The 23,131-nt window shown below is 55.8% G+C and carries 23 protein-coding genes; 14 read left to right on the forward strand and 9 right to left on the reverse strand.

Going from position 1 to position 23,131, the window contains the following annotated elements; all coding sequences use genetic code 11:
- Positions 1 to 55: 55 nt before the first annotated feature.
- The 6 genes from NIM72_RS13455 to NIM72_RS13480 form a co-directional block, all read right to left on the reverse strand.
- A complete protein-coding gene (locus NIM72_RS13455; RefSeq protein WP_161733501.1) occupies positions 56 to 1,681 on the reverse strand; it encodes a Na/Pi cotransporter family protein in 1,626 nt (541 codons plus the stop codon).
- Positions 1,682 to 1,791: 110 nt separating this feature from the next.
- Positions 1,792 to 2,784 carry an ABC transporter ATP-binding protein gene (locus tag NIM72_RS13460; RefSeq protein ID WP_253420727.1) on the reverse strand — a complete coding sequence of 331 codons (993 nt, stop codon included), beginning with the start codon at positions 2,782 to 2,784 and terminating at the stop codon, positions 1,792 to 1,794.
- Between the two features lie 2 nt (positions 2,785 to 2,786).
- Positions 2,787 to 3,572, reverse strand: a complete 786-nt coding sequence (locus NIM72_RS13465; protein WP_135910422.1) for an ABC transporter permease — start codon at positions 3,570 to 3,572, stop codon at positions 2,787 to 2,789.
- An 11-nt stretch (positions 3,573 to 3,583) separates the two neighbouring features.
- Positions 3,584 to 4,429 (reverse strand): ABC transporter permease subunit, encoded by an 846-nt coding sequence (locus tag NIM72_RS13470; protein ID WP_222924727.1) that lies wholly within the window; start codon positions 4,427 to 4,429, stop codon positions 3,584 to 3,586.
- Positions 4,426 to 5,238 carry an alkaline phosphatase family protein gene (locus NIM72_RS13475; RefSeq protein WP_161733509.1) on the reverse strand — a complete coding sequence of 271 codons (813 nt, stop codon included), beginning with the start codon at positions 5,236 to 5,238 and terminating at the stop codon, positions 4,426 to 4,428. Before NIM72_RS13475 ends, NIM72_RS13470 begins: the two co-directional genes overlap by 4 nt.
- A 20-nt stretch (positions 5,239 to 5,258) precedes the next feature.
- Positions 5,259 to 6,320 carry an ABC transporter substrate-binding protein gene (locus NIM72_RS13480; protein ID WP_253420730.1) on the reverse strand — a complete coding sequence of 354 codons (1,062 nt, stop codon included), beginning with the start codon at positions 6,318 to 6,320 and terminating at the stop codon, positions 5,259 to 5,261.
- 206 nt (positions 6,321 to 6,526) lie between these two features.
- Between NIM72_RS13480 and NIM72_RS13485 the strand changes: the two genes are divergently transcribed.
- The 4 genes from NIM72_RS13485 (at position 6,527) to ubiA (ending at position 9,209) form a co-directional block, all read left to right on the forward strand.
- Positions 6,527 to 7,234, forward strand: coding sequence for a UTRA domain-containing protein (locus NIM72_RS13485; protein ID WP_222924726.1), 708 nt, complete (start codon positions 6,527 to 6,529; stop codon positions 7,232 to 7,234).
- A 70-nt stretch (positions 7,235 to 7,304) separates the two neighbouring features.
- Positions 7,305 to 7,715, forward strand: a complete 411-nt coding sequence (gene psiE / locus NIM72_RS13490; protein WP_013359769.1) for a phosphate-starvation-inducible protein PsiE — start codon at positions 7,305 to 7,307, stop codon at positions 7,713 to 7,715.
- Between the two features lie 86 nt (positions 7,716 to 7,801).
- Entirely contained in the window at positions 7,802 to 8,314 is a 513-nt protein-coding gene (gene ubiC / locus NIM72_RS13495; protein WP_161733513.1) for a chorismate lyase, read from the forward strand.
- A 28-nt stretch (positions 8,315 to 8,342) separates the two neighbouring features.
- A complete protein-coding gene (gene ubiA / locus NIM72_RS13500) occupies positions 8,343 to 9,209 on the forward strand; it encodes a 4-hydroxybenzoate octaprenyltransferase (protein WP_256497640.1) in 867 nt (288 codons plus the stop codon).
- A gap of 413 nt (positions 9,210 to 9,622) precedes the next feature.
- Here ubiA and plsB read toward each other — a convergent pair whose 3' ends face one another.
- Entirely contained in the window at positions 9,623 to 12,046 is a 2,424-nt protein-coding gene (gene plsB / locus NIM72_RS13505; RefSeq protein ID WP_161733614.1) for a glycerol-3-phosphate 1-O-acyltransferase PlsB, read from the reverse strand.
- A 128-nt stretch (positions 12,047 to 12,174) separates the two neighbouring features.
- Here plsB and NIM72_RS13510 point away from each other — a divergent pair, with 128 nt between their 5' ends.
- From NIM72_RS13510 to NIM72_RS13525, 4 genes are all read left to right on the forward strand, one after another.
- Positions 12,175 to 12,543 carry a diacylglycerol kinase gene (locus NIM72_RS13510; RefSeq protein WP_161733515.1) on the forward strand — a complete coding sequence of 123 codons (369 nt, stop codon included), beginning with the start codon at positions 12,175 to 12,177 and terminating at the stop codon, positions 12,541 to 12,543.
- Between the two features lie 105 nt (positions 12,544 to 12,648).
- Positions 12,649 to 13,263 (forward strand): transcriptional repressor LexA, encoded by a 615-nt coding sequence (gene lexA, locus NIM72_RS13515; RefSeq protein ID WP_013359774.1) that lies wholly within the window; start codon positions 12,649 to 12,651, stop codon positions 13,261 to 13,263.
- A gap of 100 nt (positions 13,264 to 13,363) precedes the next feature.
- Positions 13,364 to 14,686, forward strand: a complete 1,323-nt coding sequence (dinF, locus tag NIM72_RS13520) for an MATE family efflux transporter DinF (protein WP_161733517.1) — start codon at positions 13,364 to 13,366, stop codon at positions 14,684 to 14,686.
- A gap of 167 nt (positions 14,687 to 14,853) precedes the next feature.
- Complete coding sequence (locus tag NIM72_RS13525; protein WP_013359776.1) at positions 14,854 to 15,066, forward strand: CsbD family protein; 213 nt, start codon at positions 14,854 to 14,856, stop codon at positions 15,064 to 15,066.
- 89 nt (positions 15,067 to 15,155) lie between these two features.
- Here the strand turns inward: NIM72_RS13525 and zur are convergent, their stop codons facing one another.
- A complete protein-coding gene (gene zur / locus NIM72_RS13530) occupies positions 15,156 to 15,677 on the reverse strand; it encodes a zinc uptake transcriptional repressor Zur (RefSeq protein WP_161733519.1) in 522 nt (173 codons plus the stop codon).
- 451 nt (positions 15,678 to 16,128) lie between these two features.
- Between zur and NIM72_RS13535 the strand changes: the two genes are divergently transcribed.
- From NIM72_RS13535 to pspG, 3 genes are all read left to right on the forward strand, one after another.
- Positions 16,129 to 17,379, forward strand: a complete 1,251-nt coding sequence (locus tag NIM72_RS13535) for a conjugal transfer protein TraF (protein ID WP_253420733.1) — start codon at positions 16,129 to 16,131, stop codon at positions 17,377 to 17,379.
- Positions 17,380 to 17,485: 106 nt separating this feature from the next.
- Entirely contained in the window at positions 17,486 to 18,478 is a 993-nt protein-coding gene (gene dusA / locus NIM72_RS13540) for a tRNA dihydrouridine(20/20a) synthase DusA (protein ID WP_161733523.1), read from the forward strand.
- 178 nt (positions 18,479 to 18,656) lie between these two features.
- A complete protein-coding gene (pspG, locus tag NIM72_RS13545; protein ID WP_161733525.1) occupies positions 18,657 to 18,923 on the forward strand; it encodes an envelope stress response protein PspG in 267 nt (88 codons plus the stop codon).
- Between the two features lie 222 nt (positions 18,924 to 19,145).
- Here pspG and NIM72_RS13550 read toward each other — a convergent pair whose 3' ends face one another.
- Positions 19,146 to 20,129 carry a quinone oxidoreductase gene (locus tag NIM72_RS13550; protein ID WP_161733527.1) on the reverse strand — a complete coding sequence of 328 codons (984 nt, stop codon included), beginning with the start codon at positions 20,127 to 20,129 and terminating at the stop codon, positions 19,146 to 19,148.
- A 96-nt stretch (positions 20,130 to 20,225) separates the two neighbouring features.
- Between NIM72_RS13550 and dnaB the strand changes: the two genes are divergently transcribed.
- From dnaB to NIM72_RS13565, 3 genes are all read left to right on the forward strand, one after another.
- Positions 20,226 to 21,632 (forward strand): replicative DNA helicase, encoded by a 1,407-nt coding sequence (gene dnaB, locus NIM72_RS13555; protein WP_010252197.1) that lies wholly within the window; start codon positions 20,226 to 20,228, stop codon positions 21,630 to 21,632.
- A gap of 129 nt (positions 21,633 to 21,761) precedes the next feature.
- The gene (locus tag NIM72_RS13560; RefSeq protein ID WP_161733529.1) at positions 21,762 to 22,241 is read left to right on the forward strand and encodes an Lrp/AsnC family transcriptional regulator; all 480 of its coding nucleotides are present in this window, start codon (positions 21,762 to 21,764) and stop codon (positions 22,239 to 22,241) included.
- A gap of 240 nt (positions 22,242 to 22,481) precedes the next feature.
- Positions 22,482 to 23,096, forward strand: coding sequence for a YitT family protein (locus tag NIM72_RS13565; protein ID WP_033734896.1), 615 nt, complete (start codon positions 22,482 to 22,484; stop codon positions 23,094 to 23,096).
- The last annotated feature ends 35 nt before the right edge of the window (positions 23,097 to 23,131 follow it).

Genomic DNA, 23,131 nt, shown 5'->3' on the forward strand with positions numbered 1-23,131 from the left:
TCTCACTGCTGTTACGCCGGACGATTGCTCCGGCGTAACTGTCTGTTCACACGCTTTATTCATAATCCCGTTCATCGTCGGGCTGGTCCAGCACGGTATAGGCCACGCTGCAGAAGAGGGAATTCAGGCGCTTCATATCGCCGAGTAAACCAAGGTGCAGCGAGCTGGTCTCAATGCTCTGCACGTTCTGCTGATGCAGGCGATCAACGTGGGCATGAGAGTAGCGGCGAATCATCAGGCGGAAGCGATGTTTCGCGCGGCGCAGTCGCCTGGCGCTGGTGACATCGTGCGACAGAAATACCGACAGGCTCATTCTGAGGTTGGCGATTAACAGCTCCTGCAACTCCTGCAGCTCCTTTAAGCCCTCTGCAGAAAACGCACGGCCCGCTGCCAGCGACTTGTCAGCGACATCGCCGCTCATCCGCTCAATAATGTCACCGGCCTGCTCCAGATTCAGCGACATCTCAATGATTTCACCCCAGCGGCGCGAATCCTCTTCCGGCAAATCCTCTTTGGGCATCCGCGCCAGATAGAGTTTGATGGCGGTATAGAGCACATCGACATCATCATCAAGCCGCCGCACCGTGCGCTCCTCGCGGGACTCACCATGTATGACTTTATTAAACGCTTCCAGCATCTGTTCCAGCACGTCACCCATGCGCAGCGCTTCGCGGGCGGCATTCACCAGCGCCAGCGCCGGGGTATCCAGCGCGCTGCGATCGAGGTGCTTTGGCTTAAGCTGCAGCGCGTTGTCGACGTCGTCGGCAATGAGTCGACGGCAGAGGCGCGCCATCAGGTCAGCAAACGGCACCATCGCCACACAGCGGATCAGGTTGTAAAACACATGGAAGAAAATCACTAACTCTTCATCGTTGACCGGCAGCTTATCGAGCCAGGTCGCCACAATATCGACAAACGGCAGGATCAGGACGCAGCCAATGAACTTGAACAGCAGGCTGCCGAGCGCTACGCGCTTACCGGCGGCATTCGAGCTGCTGGCGTTGATCATCGCCAGCAGACCGCTACCGAGATTGGCACCGATCACCAGACAGAGCGCGACCTTGAACGAAATCACGCCGGTTGCAGTCAGTGTCGCGGTGATCAGCACCGCGGCCAGACTGGAGTAACTGATAATGGCAAACACTGCGCCCAGCAGCGCATCGAGCATCACGTCGCCCGTCAGGCTGGAGAAGAGCACCTGCACACCCGCGGCCTGAGTAATCGGACGCGCCGCTTCGACAATCAGCTGCAGCGCCAGCAGTATCAGGCCCAGGCCGATACTGGCGCGGCCTAACTGACCGGCACGGGTCTGTTTGCGGCTGAGGAAGAACACCACGCCAAAGAAGATAAACAGCGGTGAGAGCCAGGAGAGATCAAAGGTCAGAATACGGGCCATGATAGCGGTACCGACATCCGCGCCCAGAATCACCACCAGTGCGGGCGTCAGGCTGACCAGATTCTGCGCCACAAACGAGGTGACCAGCAATGTCGTAGCGTTGCTGCTCTGCACCAGCGTGGTTACGCCGATACCTGCCAGAAACGCCATCGGTTTTTTTTCGATGCTGCGGCTCAGCACGCGGCGCAGATCGGCACCGTAGACCCGCATGATGCCGGTTCGCACGATATGCGTGCCCCAGACCAGCAGGGCCACTGCAGAAAGTAAATTAAGCAGGGTTAACACGGGGTATCGCTCCTCGTTTGTCAGGCTTCAAACAGCACAGACTGCCAGCCTGACAGCGAGAGCAATCTGTGAAGGGGATTGCCGTGCTATGCGTGATTTTTTCCTGTGTTTTAAGCCACCTGGCGCAAAGTCGACAGCTCTAATTGTAGACCAATCTTCCTGCCAGCGGGATGCAAATCCGCCGCCGATCGGTTAAGCACATCGACCGAAAGCTCCACGTCATGCGCCCGGATACGGTAGCGGATGACGTTGCCCAGCAGGCTGTGGCTGAGGATTTCCGCAGGAATACCCTGGCCTGGCACGGTAAACAGCATCGATTCCGGGCGAATAGCCACCTGACTGTGGAAAGGCTGGCCGGTCAGCCGCGTCGCCTGCTCGGCACTCAGCAGGTTGTAATTGCCAATAAATCCGGCGGCAAAGAGATCGACCGGCTGTGTATAGAGCGCTTCGGCATCGCCGTTCTGGACGATTTTGCCCCGGTTCATTAGCACGATGCGATCGGAGAGCGTCAGCGCCTCCTCCTGATCGTGGGTCACGAAGAGGGTGGTGAGATTCAGCTCGCGCTGAATGCGCCGGATTTGATCGCGCAGATGGCGACGGATACGTGCATCCAGCGCCGACAGCGGCTCATCCAGCAGCAGCAACCGCGGACGCGTGACCAGTGAACGCGCCAGCGCCACGCGCTGACACTGGCCGCCTGACAGCTGATGCGGATAACGACGCGCATAGTCACTGAGTTCCACCAGTTCCAGCACCTCCAGCACTCGCTGGCGGATCTGTGCCTCGGGCAGCTTCTGCATCTTCAGGCCAAACGCGACGTTCTTCTCCACCGTCATGTTGGGAAACAGCGCATAGCTCTGGAACACCATGCCGATGGCGCGCTTCTGCGGGGCCAGCGGCACGATATCCTTGCCCTCCAGCCTGATTTCACCGCTGTCGACGCCGGTTAATCCCGCCAGACAGCGCAGCAGCGTCGATTTGCCGCAGCCGCTGGGGCCGAGCAGGGTGACAAATTCCCCTTCGGCGGCGCTGAAATCGATCTGCTCAAAAATCGGCGTCGGTCCATAAGACTTGTTCAGCTCTCTGACCTCAAGGTAACTCATATTCAGCCTCGTTCAGGATTCAGGGCGTTGGCCAGCCAGGTGACCAGCAGCACCACAAAGAAGTAGGAGATCACCAGCGCGCTGGTGAAGTGACCGCTGCCGTTGCGCATGTTGAAGAGATAAACCTGCAGGGTTTCATAGCGGTTGCCGACCAGCAGGTTAGCGAAGACGAATTCGCCAATCAGAAAGGAGAACGAGAGCAGCACGGCGATCAGCATCCCTTTACGCAGGTTAGGCAGCACCACCCACAGCGCCGCCTGCCAGGTGCTGGCACCCAGCAGCTGTGCAGCATCAATCAGCTCTTTAAGGTTGATCGCCTGCATATTGTTCGCCAGCGCTCGATAAATAAACGGCAGTGCGATGGTGAAGTAGCAGCCGATTAAGATCCATGGCGTGCCGGTCAGCATCAGCGGTGACGAAGAGTAGAGCTGGAGTAATCCCACGGATGACACCACCGGCGGCACCGCAAAAGGCATCAGGATCAGGATGTTCATCACCGCATCCAGTCGGGGAAAGTAGTAAGCGATTACAAACATGGCAGGCAGCACCAGCACCAGCGAGAACAACAGCGCACCAAAGCAAATCAGCAGCGAATGGCCCAGCGCCGTCAGAAAACGTGGGTCGCTCCAGAGCTGAATGAACCACTTCAGGCTATAGCCCTGCGGCAGAATGGTATTACTCCAGTCGGACGAAATCGCATAGAGCAGCGTCGCCAGCAATGGCAGCGCCAGCAGAGTAAAGAGTAACCCGACCATGATCCGGTGATAGAGATGCTCAGCACGTGACATGACGGCTCCTTTCATGGCTGTTTCGCATTGAGATAGCTGCGGCGCACCAGATACTGCTGCACCAGGGTGATGAGCGTCATAATGGCCACCAGCAGCATCGCCAGCGCGCTGCCGGTGTTGGGATCGAGCGAAATATCACCCGAGACCAGCGCGGCGATGCGCACCGGTACCACGTTGAAATTACCGGTGGTCAGGGCGTAAATCGTGGCGTAAGCGCCCAGCGCATTTGCCAGCAGGATGACAAAAGTACCGAGCAGGGCCGGGAACAGAATCGGCAAACCGATATGCCACCAGTAGCGCCAGCGGCTGGCACCCAGCAGCGCAGCGGACTCCTGCCACTCCTTTTTCAGCCCGTCGAACGCCGGATAGAGCAGCAGCACGCCCAGCGGGATCTGGAACCAGGTGTAAACCAGCACCATGCCGTTGCGCGAGAAGAGTCGGAAGCTCTCAATCACGCCATAATGGCGCAGCAGCAGCGTCAGACAGCCGTTCAGCCCCAGTAGAATCACAAAGGCAAACGCCAGCGGGACACCGGCAAAATTGCTGGTCATGTTGGTAAAGGAGATAAGAAAACGCTGCAGTCGTCCGCTGCCGAGCTGATGCAGCGAATAGCCGGTGATGAGCGCAATCAGCAGTCCCCAGACGCTGGACCAGAGCGAGATATCCAGTGAGAAGCGGAATGCCTGCTGGTAGAAAGGCGAGGTGAGAATGTCCTGATAGTTATCCCAGCCCCACTGGCTGTTCATCTCACTCCAGAAGCTGTTGATGGCGATCCACAACAGCGGGGCCAGTTGAAAGGCGACCCAGAACAGAGTGAATGGCAACAGCAGCAGCAGCGCGAACCCTTTTCCCTTCATCTTTGCGGCTCCGCCAGCAGGCCGCGACAGACCGGCTTGTCATGGGCCACTTCCAGCAGTTCACACAGCGTGCCGCACAGGTCGGTTTGCTGCGGCGCGAGGTCAGGCTGCAGCGAGAATGCGTGGCCAAAGACAAACAGCGGCACCGTGGTCTCTTCCGGCAGAATCCCGCCGTGGGAGCGATCGTCATTCATGCCATGATCGGCCGTTACCATCACCTGATAGCCTCCGGCCAGCCACAGCGGCATCCACTGCGACAGCAGGCCGTCGGCAATGCGCGCCCGGTTGCGGTACTGCGGCGAGGAGAGCCCCGACTTATGACCGGCATCGTCGATATTCATCGGGTGGATCAGCAGAAAATCGGGATCGTGACGCAGCCGCAGGCTCTCTGCATCTTCAAACAGATGCGAGTCAGGATAGCTATCGTCAGAATAAAAATGCCCATACTGAATCGGCAGGTCCGGCGCGTCGGTGTGACGATCGCGCGCCGGAACGAACGGGGTGCGGTTATAAAGCTCACTCACCCAGTGGTAGGCCGCCGCCGCCGTTGTCAGTCCCGCCGCGCGCGCAAAGTGGAACACGCTGCGCTCGCGACTTAACCGGCTGACGCCGTTATGAATAATACCGCTTCTGACCGGCGGAACCCCGGTCAGAATGCACTCATAAAGCGGGCGCGACAGCGACGGTAACTCACAGGTCATTCGGTAATAGGACCCGTTGCCCTGCGAACATTCGGCATGCAGGTAACCCATTGCATGTTGTGCGACCTGATTGCTCAGCCCGTCCAGTACCACCAGGATGGTCTTCATTCCGTTCTCCCTGCCGCGAACTACTGCTGCATGTTAATGATGACGTTTTCCTGCCACAGGCGCGGCAGCATTTTCGACGATTTATCCCAGGCAGCCTGATCCTTAACCGGACGGGCATTTTTATATTCGGACTGCGGCAGCAGGCGAGCCTGAACGTCCGCTGGCAGCGTCAGATGCTCGGCACGAATCGGGCGCGCATAGCCTTTCGCCAGATTGATCTGGCCCTGGTCTGAGAAGATATATTCACGCGTCAGTTTTGCGGCGTCAGGATGTTTCGCATATTTGTTAATAAGGGTGGTGTAGCCGGAGGTGACTGAGCCATCAGACGGGATTACCACTTCGTAGCGGTTTTTGTCGATCTGGTCACGGTAGTTCAGAGCGTTGAAGTCCCACACCACCGCCATCTGTACTTCGCCTTTTTCGATGTTAGCGATCACCGGATCGGTCACGCCAAGACGACTCTGCTTAGCCAGATCGGCAAAGAACGCCAGCGCCGGTTTCAGGTTCTTCTCATCACCGCCTAAAGCGTAGTTGGCAGCCAGTACGCCATTAGCCGCCTGAGCAGCTACGCCGACGTCACCGATAGTAACCACATACTTACCTTTTTTCAGATCGGCCCAGCTGTGGGGGATATCTTTCACCTGCTGCTTGTCGATCAGAAAGGCAATGGTGCCGGTATAGGCCAGTGCCCAGTGACCCTCTTTATCTTTAGCCCAGGCCGGAATCTGATCCCAGTGCGTGGGTTTATAGGGCTGGGTCACACCTTTAGCGACAGCGATCGGGCCAAAGGCGGCGCCCACGTCACCGATATCAGCACTGGCGTTCGCTTTCTCTGCATCGAATTTCGCCAGCTCCTGCGCCGATGACATATCGGTATCGCTGTGCTTAAGGCCATATTTGCTGCTGATGTCGTTCCAGGTATCTTTCCAGTTGGCCCAGCTATCCGGCATCCCGACGCTGTTGACCTGACCTTCACTGCGCGCGGCTTTTTCCAGCGCAGCGAGGTCGTTATCGGCGGCCTGCGCAACGGGCAGGGTGAGAACTACAGCACTGGCTACTACAGAGGCGATAAACGCTTTCATCTCAGTTGCTCCGGGTGTAAGTTGATGGGCCTGGCTGGTCTAGTCCAGCAAGAACCGAGCCAATGTAGCCCCTGTATATGAACGATTTATGACAAGGCGGCGCGGTGCGGGGAAGGGGCGACAAAAGAGGCGACCCGTTCGCCTGCCACAGGCGCATTTACCTGAACAGTAAGAGTGCGGAGTCGCACCAAAATGAGGCTACTGTTGTGGAGTCGATAGCACTCAAAACGGCGGATGCGATAGCCAGCGCACTGCTGACGCGCATTCAGGCGGGGGAGTTCAGCGGCGGGCGGCTGCCGGCAGAGCGTGCCTTAAGCGAGGCGTTCAGCACCACCCGGATTACCTTGCGGGAAGCACTGGGCAAGCTGGAAGCCCAGGGAATGATCTACCGGGAACTGCGCCGCGGCTGGTTTATCGCGCCACCACGTCTGATTTACAATCCGCTGCATCACAGCCACTTTCATGCCATGGCGAGGGAGCAGGGACGGCAGGCGACCACTGAGGTGATCGCCGCTGAGCAGGTTGCGGCGCACGACAGCGTCGCGACCGCGCTGCGGCTGGCACCCGGTTCGGCGGTTTACTGCATCCGCCGCCTGCGCCGCATCGACGGGCGCGCCGTACTCTATGTAGAACACTACCTTAATCCGCGTTTCTTCCCTGGCCTGCTCGATGAAGATCTGACCCGCTCCCTGACCGATCTCTATGACCAGCGCTACGGTATTCGCTACGGCGGCGCGCGCTTCACCATTCTGCCTGGCCCGTTGCCGGAGATTGCCGCACCTACGCTGAATGTGGCGCCGGGCAGTCCCGGTCTGCTCATCACCCGTATCAACCGCAATCAGCTAAAAGAGGTGATTGATTGCGACTGTGAATACTGGCGGTACGACGCGCTCTGTGTGGATGTAGAAGCTTAGGGTTATTGTGATTTGCATCACACTGACGCATGATATCGCGCGCTGATAACTCCTTTTTAAAAGGCGCAACATGAGTGACAAAAATCCTTTGGCCCGCCACCTTGCAACGGTATTGCAATGGGTGCTGAATCTGGGTCTGCTGAGTCTGGCGATCATCCTGATCGTCTTTTTAGGCAAAGAAACTATCCATCTGGCAAACGTTCTGTTTAACACCGGTGAGCAGGCCTCTTCTTACCTGCTGATTGAGGGAATTGTTATCTATTTCCTCTACTTCGAATTTATTGCCCTGATTGTTAAGTACTTTCAGTCGGGCTATCACTTTCCGCTGCGCTACTTTGTCTATATCGGTATCACGGCCATCATCCGCCTGATTATCGTCGACCATAAAAATCCCTTCGATACCCTCTGCTACTCAGCGGCGATTCTGATTCTGGTGGTCACGCTGTGGCTGGCCAACAGTAACCGGCTGAAACGCGAGTAATCCACCTGCCGTCTGACACGACGGCAGGTGTTCGCATCGCCGCTCTGCGCTAAACTAGCGTCCTGAAAATTATCGGGAGTGGTGCCATGTCGCAAGACGCACTCAGCTTATTACGTTCGCTCAACTGGCTTTCTCCGTCGCAGGCCACCCTTGCGCCGCCTTTGCTCGACTGGCTGATGGAGGAGGATTCGATGACGCGCCGCTTTGAACAGCACTGTCAGCGGGTCACGGTTCAGCCGCTGCGTGAAGGCTTTATTGACGCCAGCGAGCTGGGTGAGGAAAGGGCATTGTTGCCAGACGATGAACGCTTCTGGCTGCGCGAAGTGCTGCTGTCCGGCGACGATCAGCCCTGGCTGGCGGGTCGCACGCTGGTGCCGGAAAGCACCCTCAATGGGCCGGAGGCGATGCTGCAACAGCTCGGCACCCGTCCTCTGGGGCGCTATCTTTTTTCGTCGTCGACGCTGACCCGCGATTTTATTGAGCCGGGGCAGGTGGACGGATTATGGGGACGGCGTTCCCGCCTGCGTCTCTCTGGCAAACCGCTGCTGCTGACTGAACTGTTTTTACCGGCATCGCCGCTCTATCGCGATCTGGTCTGAGGATTTTGTGGTGCAAACGAGCTTAAGTATGAATAAATGGCGGGCCTACGCTCGCCTGATGCGTATCGACAAACCGATTGGGACGCTGCTGCTGATGTGGCCCACGCTCTGGGCATTATGGCTGGCTGACATGGCGATCCCGCCGCTGCCGGTGCTGGTGGTATTCGTTGCCGGAGTGTTTGTGATGCGCGCGGCCGGTTGTGTGATTAATGACTACGCCGACCGTAAAGTTGATGGTCATGTGGAGCGTACGAAGCACCGGCCACTGGCCAGCGGCACGGTGAGTGCCAAAGAAGCGAAGCTGCTGTTCGTGATCCTGGCGCTGATAGCTTTTGCGCTGGTGCTGACCATGAACCTGATGACGATAATGCTCTCCGTCGTGGGGTTGGCGCTGGCCTGGGTCTATCCCTTTATGAAGCGTTATACCCATCTGCCGCAGGTGGTGCTGGGGGCCGCATTTGGCTGGGCGATTCCTATGGCATGGTCCGCAGTTAGTGAGTCCTTACCTCTGGTATGCTGGCTGGTGTTTATTGCCAACATCTGCTGGACGGTCGCTTACGACACGCAGTATGCGATGGTCGATCGGGACGATGACCTGAAGATTGGCGTGAAGTCGACGGCGATTTTATTTGGCCGTTTCGACAAGCTGATTATTGGGCTGCTGCAACTGGCAACTCTGTTGCTGATGGCGCTGGTGGGCATGATGCTGCATCTGAATGGCGCCTTCTACTGGACGCTGCTGCTTGCGGCTGCGCTGTTTGTTTACCAGCAGAAGCTGATCGCCGGGCGTGAACGCCAGCCCTGTTTCCAGGCTTTCCTGAATAATAATTATGTCGGGATGGTGCTGTTCCTTGGCGTACTGATGAATACGCCGCCGTTCAGTCAGCTGTTCTGATAGAGAGTTTTGGGCGAAAAAAGGCTGATTTAGCGGCGAAATCGAGCGTGCGCAGGAAACACGGTCAGATCGGAAAGACGCAAAAGCCGCCATCCCTGGCATGCTCGGCCCGCGCGATTACGCACCTCATCCCTGAGGTGCGCCTGTAGCCGGGCCAACGCGTTGCGTTGTTCAAAAACGCTCCCGGCGTTTTTAGTACGCACCTCATCCCTGAGGTGCGCCCGTTGCCGGGCCAACGCGTTGCGTTGTTCAAAAACGCCTGGCGTTTTTTTCCGGGCGGCGGGACGCTTTCCTCTTCTGACCCTGTTCCCAGCGTGTTGAGCTTATTCATTGCTTCCAGAATTCTTCTGCTCCGAAGTTTTGGGCATAAAAAAGGCGACCTCATGAGGTCGCCTTTTTACTGTACGCAGGGGTCAGTCGTGCGCCACCGCGGTTTCAATCGTCATGCGGACATCACTGGTGACCAGGTCAGCCAGGATGTGCCAGGTCGCCAGCGTCTGTGCGACATTGGCATCCCCGCTGTCGCTGATATACCCTTCATCGCGTAGCGTCAGTACCAGCGAGGTAAAGACCGCTTTGTCGAAGAACTCCGGCGCATTGATCCCGTGCAACACCGACAGACGCTGTGCCAGCGTCCGGCTCTCTTTCTCCAGCGTGCCGCGGTTAATCGTCGGCTTGGCGCTGAGAATGGAGAACGTAATGGCGTAGCGCTGCAGCGTTTCACGCACACCGGCAGCCAGCAGTTGCAGCGTGCGATAGCGCGCTGAGGAAAAGCGCAATTCGCCGGCTTCGAACGTAATCAGGCCCTGACGCGCCAGCTCCTGACTCAGTTCGGTCAACAGTTGCGGCAGCTCATCGGTCTGCCAGCGCAGGAACAGCTCACTCTTCAGCATCGGGTAGATCAGGCTTACCTGACGCAGCAGTTCTGCTTCGCTCAGCGTCTGATGCTGCTGAACAATGGCGGCAATCAGCGACGGCATCACCAGCATGTGATGAATATTGTTGCGATAGTAGGTCATCAGCACCGCCTGCTCACGCGGCAGAATGATGATGTCGCCAATGCTGTCCTTTTCGCTCTCAAACTTATTCATACCCATGGCGTGATCCAGCAGCGCTTCCGCGGAGAGATCGGGTACGGTCGCATTTGGCGAGTAAGGCACGTTGCGCAGCAACTGGGTATAGCACTCCAGTTGTTCAATCAGCTGTTCACGGGTGAGTGAGCGCTGACGCGACGCCAGCAGGGCGGTGACACAGAGGTTCATGGCGTTAGCCGCGCCCGCTTCATTGATACGCACCATCAGGCTGGCAGCAATATCGTTGACGGTTGGGGTTAACCAGCTGGGACGCTGCGGCTCAATCGGATCGATGGCATCGCGCCATTCCGGCACCCGCTTGTTGAGATAGTTGACCAGCGGCAGCGGTTCGCCAAAGTTAACGTAACCCTGACCGAGATTGCGCAGCTTGCGTAAGCCGCGCACCATCTGCATGAAGCCCTCTTTCTCTTTGGCTGCGCCGCGCAGTTCTTTGGCGTACGTACCCACTTCCATCACGTGTTCATAACCGATGTAGATCGGCACCAGCGTGATCGGGCGATTGCCGCCGCGCAGCATCGCCTGCAGCGTCATAGCTAAAGTGCCGGTTTTCGGGTCCAGCAGGCGACCGGTACGAGAACGGCCACCTTCAACAAAGTATTCAACTGAATAACCGCGGGTGAACAGCTCGCCGAGATATTCGCGGAACACCGTGGCGTAGAGCTTGTTGCCTTTAAAGGTACGACGAATAAAGAACGCGCCCAGACGACGGAAAATCGGGCCGGCTGGCCAGAAGTTGAGATTGATACCGGCAGCAATGTGTGGCGGCACCAGGCCCTGATGATAGAGCACATAGGAGAGCAGCAGATAATCCATGTGGCTGCGATGGCACGGCACATAGACAATCTCGTGGCCATCCTGCGCCAGCTGACGAACTTTTTCGCCGCCATTGACGTTGATGCCCTGATAGAGACGACTCCAGAGCCAGCCCATCACGCGGTCGGTGACGCGAATCGCTTCATAAGAGAAGTTGGCGGCAATTTCTTCCATCATCTCAACGGCATTCTGCTGCGCTTTCTCATGGGAGATTTTTTTGCTGCGTGCTTCATCTTCGACGGCTTTTTCAATCGCTTTGGATTGCAGCAGACGGTTGAACAGATCCTGACGCGCCGGTAAACGCGGGCCAATCGCCGCCAGCCGCTGACGGGCAAAATGGATGCGCGCCACGCGAGCCAGCTTCTGGGCGATCGACTTATCCGTACCGTGCTCCGTGGCCATACGGCGCAGCGAGACGGTCGGCGAGAAGCGAACAAAGCTGTCGCGTCCGTGCCAGATCACCGCAAAGAACTTCTGTACACCGTTCAGCACCCGCAGGTGTGGCGTGGCTTCGCCCTGGACTTCACGTCCTGGTGCGCGGCCAAACATTACCGTGACCGGCAGCATCTGGATATCGAGCTTAGGGTTATTGCGATGCAGATCGAGGTAATCGTGAAAGATTTTCACCGATTCGACGCTGGGCACAAAGTAGGGGAATACGCGCGGGCCATCGTGGATAAATACGTGGCGCGGCAGCAGTGAACCATCAATCTCCAGCGGAGAGAGCGGATCAGGCAGATGATGCCGCAGACACTGCGCGCGTAAAGTCAGTAAGTCGGCCTTCGAATCGTAAGGCAAAACATACATAATAGGTCGGGTCGGATCCAGACCATGTTCAGACACGGGATCGGCCGGAATGGCCTTACTTTTTACCAAAAACGACAGTGGTAAATTAAGCAATTTGTAATAGAGTTTACGCCAACCTGACATAGACAACATGAAGCCTCTTGTTAGCAAAGCGCCGCAAGCATACCAGAAAGTGCAGCGAAGATCTGTGGTGGTGCCAATTGCACGCAGCCCAGACATTGACGTCAATCCGATAAAAGGGTTCCCACATCATGGCAAATAATGCCACCGGACTTATCAGAATAATTAAAGCCGCAGGTTACTCCTGGCAGGGACTGCGTGCCGCCTGGCAACATGAAGCGGCGTTTCGTCAGGAAGCCCTGGCTGCGCTGGTCGCCATTATTATCGCCTGCTGGCTGGATGTCGATGTGGTCTCACGCATCCTGATGATTGGGTCGGTGGTGCTGGTGGTCATTGTCGAAATCCTTAATAGCGCCATTGAATCCGTGGTCGACCGCATCGGTCAGGAGCATCATCCGCTGGCGGGCCGGGCCAAAGATATGGGATCTGCGGCAGTACTAATCAGCATCTTACTGGCACTCTTTGTCTGGATCGCGCTGCTCTGGACACATTTGCGATAAGCGTTCCATATCGCGCCGGAAGCCGCGTTTTGCCTGACAATCGGTTTCCATTTCGCCAATACCTGTATATACTCACAGCGACTGTATAAACAACCAGGGGGCGGGATGAAAGCATTAACCAGCAGGCAGCAGCAGGTCTATGACCTGATTCGCGACCATATTTCTTCAACAGGCATGCCGCCTACGCGCGCAGAGATTGCTGCACAACTGGGCTTCCGCTCACCGAATGCGGCAGAAGAGCACCTGAAAGCGCTGGCGCGTAAAGGCGTCATTGAGATCGTTTCCGGTGCATCGCGCGGCATTCGCCTGCTAATGGAAGAAGAAGCCTCAGAAGGCATACCGTTGATTGGCCGGGTTGCTGCCGGTGAGCCAATCATGGCGCAGGAACATATCGAAACCCACTATAAAGTGGATCCGGGCCTGTTTAAGCCCTCTGCCGACTTCCTGCTGCGCGTCAGCGGAATGTCGATGAAAGATATCGGGATTATGGATGGCGACCTGCTCGCGGTACATAAAACCCAGGATGTGCGCAATGGCCAGGTTGTCGTTGCCCGCATTGATGATGAAGTCACCGTTAAGCGCTGGAAAAAGCAGGGTGCTATCGTGCATCTGCTGCCTGAAAACAGCGATTTCGACCCGATTGTTGTCGATACCCGTGCACAGTCTCTGACCATTGAAGGTCTGGCGGTTGGCGTGGTGCGTAACGGCGAGTGGCTCTGATTCTGAGGGCTGCGTGCATTCGCTTTCTCTGATGCTATTCTGTCTGCCCTAATTTTGTCGCTGCCTGTTTTGCGCAGCGACACTGAGCACGGAACGGCGAATGCGCTTTATCACGGCAACGGATAAAAATCTCTGGCGGCTTGCGCTGCCGATGATCCTTTCAAATATCACCGTTCCCTTACTGGGCGTGGTCGATACTGCAGTTATTGGTCATCTCGACAGCCCTGTCTATCTTGGCGGGGTTGCGGTCGGGACCACTGTGACCAGTTTCCTCTTTATGCTGCTGCTTTTTCTTCGAATGAGTACGACTGGCCTGACGGCGCAGGCGTTTGGTGCCGGTGATAAAATGGCGCTGGCACGTGCGCTGACCCAGCCGCTGATGATTGCGCTGCTGGCAGGTGTACTGTTCATCGCTTTACGTTATCCGATTATTCAGCTGGCGACCCATCTGGTTGGCGGTAATCCCGCGGTACTGGAACAGGCGGCGCTGTTTATTCAGATTCGCTGGCTCAGTGCACCCGCCACGCTGGCAAACCTGGTCATTCTGGGCTGGCTGCTGGGCGTGCAGTATGCGCGCGCGCCAGTGATCCTGCTGGTGGTAGGCAATCTGGTTAACATCGGGCTCGATCTCTGGCTGGTGATGGGACTGCACTGGGGTGTCGCGGGGGCGGCAACCGCCACGGCGCTGGCGGAGTACATCACGCTGGGTGTCGGCGGTATCATGGTCTGGCGAGTCCTGAAGCTGCGCGGTATTACGTTAAGCCTGCTGAAGCAGAGCTGGCGCGGTGACAGCGGCCGGCTGCTGCGGCTGAACCGGGACATCATGCTGCGCTCATTGATGCTGCAACTCTGTTTCGCCTCGCTGACCGTGCTGGGCGCGCGGCTGGGCCCGGATGTGGTGGCGGTTAACGCGGTATTGCTGATGTTCATTACGTTCACGGCCTATGCGCTGGATGGCTTTGCCTACGCAGTTGAAGCTTTTGCCGGCGAGGCCCATGGTGCAAAAGATGGCGGCAAACTGCTGCGTGTCTGGCACTCTGCCTGTCGGCAGGCGGTGGTGGTAGCGCTGTTCTTTTCCCTGACCTATGCCATTGCTGGCCCGCAGATTGTTACCCTGTTGACCTCTCTTCCTTCGCTGCAACAAAGTGCTGACCGCTATCTGGTCTGGCAGATCGTTATGCCGCTGATCGGCGTCTGGTGTTATCTGCTGGATGGGATGTTCATCGGCGCAACACGCGGACGTGAGATGCGTAACAGCATGGTGGTGGCAGCAGCAGGCTACTTTCTGATGCTGCTCAGCGTACCGGCGCTGGGTAATCACGGACTGTGGCTGGCGGTAACGGTTTTCCTGGCGCTGCGCGGCCTGTCGCTGTGGCTCATCTGGCGTAAGCACTGGCGTCAGAACAGCTGGTTTGATGCCTGAGTCAGTCGTGGCTGCACGCAAGCCGATACAGATTATTCTGTATTATTCCACGGTTAATAAATTGGCTACTATAATTAACTCTATGCAGCGCAGTTAACCAGCGCTTTATATCGTTATTTTGTTAAGTAACAAGATAATCATTAAACCCCGAGGATTGGAGGTCTGCCATGAATAAAGATGAAGCCAGCGGCAACTGGAAGCAGTTCAAAGGCAAAATGAAAGAGAAATGGGGCAAGCTGACCGATGACGACATGCAGGTTATCGAAGGTAAACGCGATCAGCTGGTCGGCAAAATCCAGGAACGTTATGGCTATGCGAAAGATGAAGCAGAGCGTGAAGTAACCGACTGGGAAGGTCAGAACAAAGATCACCGCTGGTAATCTGATACCAGGCTGATAATCAGCTAAAAGCTTTCCGGCGCGCCCGCCCCGGAACGGCACAGGGACGGAACAGCACAAGGATGTGCAGATTACCCGCGTTTGCCCCGCTTTTTACCCTCATCCTGATGGTCATGCTCGCAGCTTTCATGGTGCGTACAGGCTTCGACCGCAGCACAATTTTTACATAAACCATGCGCTTCAATCACGCTATGACGTAAAGCGAACTGTGCTTCACCCGCCAGCGTTGCGATAATCTTCTCCACGCCCTGCGCCTGTTTCTCCGTTACCGCAGCACAGCGGTCACAGACCAGCATCACCGATGTATGTGCCGGTGCCTCAAAATGGTGGCACATGACGTAGCTGTTGTTGGATTCCACCCGATGAATGAAACCCTGCTCCAGCAGGAAATCCAGCGCACGATAGACCGTGGGCGGCTTAGCCTGTGGTTCGCTGATGCGGAGCTGATCCAGCAGATCGTAAGCGCTGATCGAGCCAGGCTGTTCGGCCATCAGGCGCAACACCTCAGCACGCTGCGAAGTCAGACGTACACCGCGCTGCAGGCATATCTTTTCAGCCTGAATCAAAATTTGCTGCGACGTCATGTTTGTCATGAAAAATTCTCCGCTGGATAAGTGATGTTATTTTATCACACATAGTTTTTCGGCGCTGATGTTCGTTTTCGCCTGGTAAAACAGCATTATTTGCCTGATAAAGCAGCATTTTAAGCGTTTCACCCGCTATCTATCTCAAATCTGACGAGAAATCAGATCCATTTTCAATCGACCTGAAGCGGAATTTGTTGGTATTTTGCTTTGCATCTCACTGAGTTAAGAAGTAATGTTCAGAAAGACTTAAGGAAAGTCTGGCATTATTTGAAATACCCCGACGCAGTTTGAACAATTACAACGGTTTTTTGATTGGAAAACGTCCAATCCTTTGAATTAAGACACTGTTTCCTTTGAATTCACAGCAATAACGCGTTAGCCAGGGTTCACAATAGGGCTAACAAACTATTCAGTCGTTGAATGTTTCAATGACAATTTCTCAGGTGATGGCAGGCAAATGGTGAAAAAATCCGCTCAACGTTCAGCGCTGAAGTATTCCGCTGCAGCGACCGCGCTTTTCCTTTCTTCTTCCGCCATGGCGGCAGGGACCTGGTATGATGCACGTAATGACGCCATGGGCGGGACCGGCGTAGCATCTTCTGTTTATGGCTCAGCAGTGCTAGCGAACCCGGCATTAATGACGCGTGCTAAATCTGACGATAACGTCAGCATTATTTTCCCTTCAGCGGGAATTCAGGTGACTGACAAAGATAAGCTGATCGATAAAGTCGATGATATTACGGACACCGTAGATCGCTATCGTGACGTGATTGGTAATCTGACTTTTGCAGATTATCTGCGTGGCTACCCTGAACTGCGTGCTGCCTCCGGCGATGTTGCTGACAAGCTCAGCGATTTGCGCGGTAACAAAGCTCACGGCAGTGCAGGCGTGGCCGTGGCCGTCACGATCCCCAATGAGACTCTGCCTTTTGCGTTTATTACCAAAGCCTACGGTACGGCGCACGTCCGTGCCAACGTGGTCCAGGGTGATATCGACTATCTGCGCGGTGTCGCTAACGGAACGGTGCTGCTACGTCCGGGCGATCAAAATAACCTTCGTTCCAGTGCGAATGGCTTAGCGGCACTGACCATTGATTATGGTGTGGCGGTGGCGCATGAGTTCACTATCGCCGGTCAGCCGGTCTCAGTGGGCGTGACGCCGAAAGTGCAGAAAACCTCGCTCTATAACTATACTGCCAGCATCTATAACTATGACAAGAACGACATCAACAATAGCCAGTATCGCAGCACCGACACCGGCTTTAACGTTGATGCCGGTCTGGCAACCACCTTTGCTGAAAACTGGACGCTGGGTGTGACCGGACAGAACCTGGTTTCGCGCGATCTGCAGACCAAAGAGGTCAACGGGTTCCGTGATACCTACCAGATTCGCCCGCTGGTCACCACCGGCCTGTCCTGGGATAAAGGTCCGTTTACCGTGACCGGCGATGTGGATCTGACCGAAACCAAACGCTTCAAAACTCAGGATAACAGCCAGTATGCGGCAGTGGGCGCGGAATACCGCGTGCTTGACTGGCTGCAGCTGCGTGCCGGTTATCGTGCGGACATGCGGTCTAACGACGAAAATGTTGCCACCGCAGGTTTTGGTCTGTCACCGTTTAACAAAGCTGTCCATGTGGATCTGGCCGGCTCTGTGGGGGCTAACAATACCTGGGGCGCGATGATGCAGCTGGGCTTTAACTTCTAAGCACGTTATTCAGGCTGTTCGGAGGCGGGCGATGCACTATCGCCCGCCCTTGTGTTATCCTTGCACAGAATTCCATCACCCTTAATTACCGGATTGTCTGCGCTTCATGCCTAATTTCTCTTCGCAACGTTTCTCTATCGCCCCCATGCTCGACTGGACCGATCGCCACTGTCGCTATTTTCATCGTCAGCTGACCGGCGACACGCTGCTCTACACCGAAATGGTGACCACGGGCGCGATCATTCATGGCAAAGGGGATTACCTGGCTTACAGCGAGGCGGAACATCCGGTCGCGTTGCAGCTTGGCGGTAGCGATCCGGCGGCGCTGGCGCAGTGTGCGAAGCTGGCAGAGCAGCGTGGCTACGATGAAGTGAACCTGAATGTCGGCTGTCCTTCGGATCGGGTTCAGAATGGCCGATTCGGTGCCTGCCTGATGGCCGAGGCGAATCTGGTCGCGGATGCGATTAAAGCGATGCGCGACGTGGTATCGATTCCGGTGACGGTGAAAACCCGCATCGGGATTGATGAGCTGGACAGCTATGAATTCCTGACCGACTTTATCGGCACGGTGGCCGGTCGCGGTGAATGCGAGACATTTATTATCCATGCGCGCAAAGCCTGGCTCTCTGGCCTCAGCCCCAAAGAGAATCGCGAAATTCCACCGCTGGATTATCCCCGCGTCTGGCAGCTGAAACGCGATTTTCCGCATCTGACGATCGCGCTCAATGGTGGTGTGAAAACGCTGGAAGAGGCACTGGCTCATCTGCAGCACCTTGACGGCGTAATGATGGGACGTGAAGCCTATCAAAACCCCGGCATTCTGGCGCAGGTCGATCAGACGCTGTTTGGTCGTCAGCATCCGGCGGCTAACCCGGTGGACGTAGTGCGCGCTATGTATCCCTATATTGAAGCGGAGCTGGCGAAGGGCACGTATCTGGGACACGTCACACGCCATATGCTGGGATTATTTCAGGGAATTCCGGGCGCTCGCCAGTGGCGACGTCACCTGAGTGAAAACGCCCACAAGCCGGGCGCTGATGTTCGCGTACTGGAAGCGGCGCTGGCGCTGGTTGCGGATAAGGTCCCGCAGGAAGTCTGATGTCTGCCCTGAACAGGAAAGCCAGCTTTTAAAGCTGGTTTTTTTTACGCCATAATGTGGTTTTTCTCACCAGGTTACGACACTTTTTTTAATCCTTATTAGCGTTAAATCAATAAGTTATCGGTTGGCACGTTTCTTGTAATAGCTATAACAATCAATCTCAAAAAGGAGCGCTGACGTGGAAATTTTATTCGTATTGGGTTTTTTCCTGATGCTATTGCTGACCGGCGTTTCACTGCTGGGCGTGCTGGCGGCACTGGTGGTCGCAACCATCGTGATGTTTGTCGGTGGACTGTTTGCAATTGTTATTAAAGTGTTGCCGTGGCTGGTGCTGGCGGTGATTGCTGTGTGGCTGCACCGTGCCCTTTTTGGCGACAGCGAGGCGCGAGCGCGCCGTAAGCTGAGGCGTAAAATCAGCAGGTTAGACCGCAAAGGCTGGCGCTAAATGCGGTAGCGATCACAGTGTGAAAGATTGCTCGGCACTGATCTGCAATTAAACATATTTTTTACTTATGTTTTCTGGCAGGATGCCTGTCGTCAAATCGATGTGCCATCGACTCGACACGAATTCATCGCCGCTGTCCCTACACCAGCGCGAACAAAAAATAAAAAAAAGAAGAGGGCTTCCCAGGGGAAGCCCTTTTTGTTGCTTACCGGGCGCTGACTGTTACGGAATTAACAGACAGGATCCCTGCGTGGCCCGGCTCTCCAGCATCTGGTGCGCCTTACTGGCCTCTTTCAATGCAAACTTCTGCTGCTCTGGTACATCAATCTTAATGGCGCCGCTCGCCAGCAGCGAGAACAGCTCGGCACTGGCGGTTTCCAGCTCCTGCCGATTGGTGATATAACCAAACAGTGAAGGGCGGGTCACAAAGAGCGAGCCTTTCTTATTCAGAATGCCCAGATCAATCCCGGTCACCGGACCCGACGCATTACCAAAACTGACCATCAGACCGTGACGACGCAGCGAGTCCAGCGACGCTTCCCAGGTGTCTTTGCCCACCGAGTCATACACGACGCCCACTTTTTTTCCGTCGGTCAGTTCGCTGACGCGCTGTGCAATATTCTCTTCGCGGTAGTTAATGGTCGCCCAGGCACCGGCGTTCTTCGCCATCGTGGCTTTTTCTTCGGAACCCACCGTACCGATTAAATGTGCACCCAGCGCTTTTGCCCACTGGCAAGCGATAAGCCCGACGCCGCCCGCGGCCGCATGAAACAGAAAGGTCTCACCGGCGCTGATTTTATAGGTCTGGCGCAGCAGATATTGCGTGGTCAGCCCTTTCAGGTAGCTGGCTGCGCCCTGCTCAAAGCCGATCGCCTCCGGGAGATGCATCAGGCGATCTTCCGCCACGTTATGCACTTCGCTATAGGCCCCCATCGACGCCAGACAGTAGACCACGCGATCGCCGGGCTTAAATAATGTCACGCCACGTCCAACCCGCGACACGACGCCCGCGGCTTCCGTTCCCAGGCCAGAAGGAAAAGCGGTAACCGGATAGAGCCCGCTGCGAACATAGGTATCGATGTAATTAATCCCGATAGCGCGATGCTCTACCTGCACGTCATGTTCAGCCGGGTCAGCGGGTTCAAAATCTGTCCACTCTAAGACGTCCGGGCCGCCATGCGCGCTGAACTGAATACGCTTTGCCATTCTGACTCCTGTGATTGTTTCATCATGAGGGTGAGGCGCGCACCTCAACTAAGGTATACTTGCGCGTCCCCACAGAAGATCGGTAATGCATTCACTATGGCAGGAAATAAACCCACCAACAAATCGAACGAAACGCAGGATCGCCAGCTCGCAGGCGTGAAAATGCCCCCGCATTCTCTGGAAGCGGAGCAGTCGGTGCTCGGTGGGTTAATGCTGGATAACGAGCGCTGGGATAACGTCTCTGAGCGCGTCGTCGCGAATGATTTTTTCAACCGCTCGCATCGGCTGATTTTTTCCGAGATGCAGCGGCTGCTTGAAAACAGCAAACCTATCGACCTGATTACGCTCTCTGAATCGCTGGAAACCCGGGGCGAACTGGAGATGGCAGGCGGCTTCGCCTATCTGGCTGAACTGGCGAAAAATACACCGAGTGCGGCGAATATCGGTGCTTATGCCGACATCGTGCGTGAACGTGCGGTGGTGCGTGAGATGATCGCCGTCGCCAACCAGATTGCCGATGCCGGTTACGATCCGCAGGGACGTAACAGCGAGGAGCTGCTCGACTTCGCAGAGTCGAACGTCTTTAAAATCGCGGAAGCGCGCGCAGATAAAGATGCTGGCCCGAAAAACATTGAGCAGATTCTGGAATCGACCGTCTCCCGTATCGAATCGCTCTATCAGACCCCGCACGATGGCGTCACCGGCGTCGATACCGGCTATCAGGATCTGAATAAAAAGACCGCGGGCCTGCAGGGTTCTGACCTGATTATTGTCGCCGCACGTCCGTCAATGGGTAAAACCACCTTCGCGATGAACCTGTGCGAAAACGCCGCCATGCTGCAGGAGAAGCCGGTGCTGATCTTCAGTCTGGAGATGCCCAGCGAGCAGATCATGATGCGTATGCTTGCGTCACTTTCCCGCGTCGATCAGACGCGCATCCGAACGGGACAGCTGGATGATGAAGACTGGGCGCGTATCTCCGGCACCATGGGCATCCTGCTGGAGAAGAAGAACATGTACATCGATGACTCTTCTGGCCTGACGCCTACCGAAGTGCGCTCGCGCGCCCGACGTATCTACCGTGAAAACGGTGGCTTAAGTATGATCATGATCGACTATTTGCAGCTGATGCGCGTACCGTCATTGTCGGACAACCGTACGCTGGAGATTGCGGAGATCTCCCGCTCGCTGAAAGCGCTGGCGAAAGAGCTGAATGTGCCGGTGGTGGCGCTGTCGCAGCTTAACCGCTCACTGGAGCAGCGTGCTGACAAGCGTCCGGTCAACTCGGATCTGCGTGAATCGGGTTCGATCGAGCAGGATGCGGATTTGATCATGTTTATCTATCGGGATGAGGTTTACCACGAAAACAGCGATCTCAAAGGGATCGCGGAGATCATCCTGGGTAAACAGCGTAATGGCCCCATCGGTACAGTACGCCTGACCTTTAACGGTCAGTGGTCGCGCTTTGATAACTACGCGGGTCCGCAATACGACGACGAATAATCCCGCTTTGTGCTGTCATGCACGATCTGTGCATGACAGCCCCCATCATCATAAAATAGTGTTGGACAACCTCTCGGGTTATCGGGTTATCTGTAACAAAGCGACGCCTGGTACCGATGTGGAAACGGAATGACTCACGTAGACGATTACGACCTTAAAATCCTGACTTTATTACAAGCTAACGGCCGTCTGACCAATCAGGAACTCAGCGATCTGGTCGGCCTTTCTGCCTCACAATGTTCGCGCCGCCGTATTAATCTGGAACAGGCTAACCTCATCCTGGGTTATCACGCCCGGCTGTCACCCGATGCCATCGGGCTTGGCATGGTGGGATTGATTGAGGTGCGCTTAATCAACCACACCGCTGAATATGTTGAGAGCTTTCACCGGATGGTGGAGCAGGAGCAGGCGATCGTGGATGCCTATAAAACCACGGGCGATGCAGACTATCTGCTCAAAGTGGCAGTAGCCGATCTTAATTCCCTCAGTGCGTTAATCAGCCAGTTAGTCGCGGGCCACCAGAGCGTTTCCCATGTGAAAACCTCAGTGGTGCTGGGAAGAATGAAAGAGAACGGGCTGATGATGCTGCCTGAGCAAAAGACGCGCTAAAAGGGTGCGCGCTGTGCGGTTTTGGTGCACACTTGCGGTAATAAATGCAATTAACGCGCATCAAAACGGAGCCAGACGCATAGATTGACGGTATCAGTCGAAATCTATGCATAAAGTTATGTTTAAAGCGCCTTAGATATCATTGGGATATCGCTGGCATCCGCTTTACAGCTGTTCAGTGCTGTGACGATGGTGCGTTTTTTGCATCGGAACCGCATCATTTGCACTGAGAAAACCCCCATGGATAACATCGCAGAACCTACCCGCGTCCCGCATTCGCGCATTGAAGATGCGCTGGCGATGGTGCTCGGCACTCTAATGGTCTCGTTCGGCGTCATTATGCTAAAACAGGCCGGTGCGCTGACGGGCAGCACCGCAGGTATCGCTTTTCTGATTAGCTATCTCTCGCCGCTCTCATTCGGCAGCGCATTCTTCCTGATCAACATCCCTTTTTACTGGCTGGCGGTAAAACGCATGGGCTGGGAATTTACCCTGAAAACCTTCTGCGCCGTCGGGCTGGTGTCGCTGTTCACTCAACTGCACCCGCTGTTCGTCCACTTTTCTGACCTTAATCCCTTCTATGCGACACTGTTCGGTAACGTCATCATGGGAATCGGGTTTATAGTGTTATTTCGTCATAAGGCGAGCCTGGGCGGCATCAATATTCTGGCGCTGTGGCTACAGGATCGCTTTGGGATCCGCGCGGGTAAACTGCAGATGGCAGTCGATACCTGCGTCGTGCTGGCGTCACTGTTTGTGGTGAGTGGCCCCATCCTGCTCGCGTCGATTGCGGGTGCGGTGATCCTGAACCTGATTATTGCAATGAACCACCGTCCGGGACGCTATCGGGTTTAATCCGCCGCTTACCTCTGGACCAATCATGGAGACCT

It is taken from the genome of Pantoea sp. B550 (assembly GCF_024158165.1).
GTDB lineage: Bacteria > Pseudomonadota > Gammaproteobacteria > Enterobacterales > Enterobacteriaceae > Pantoea > Pantoea alfalfae.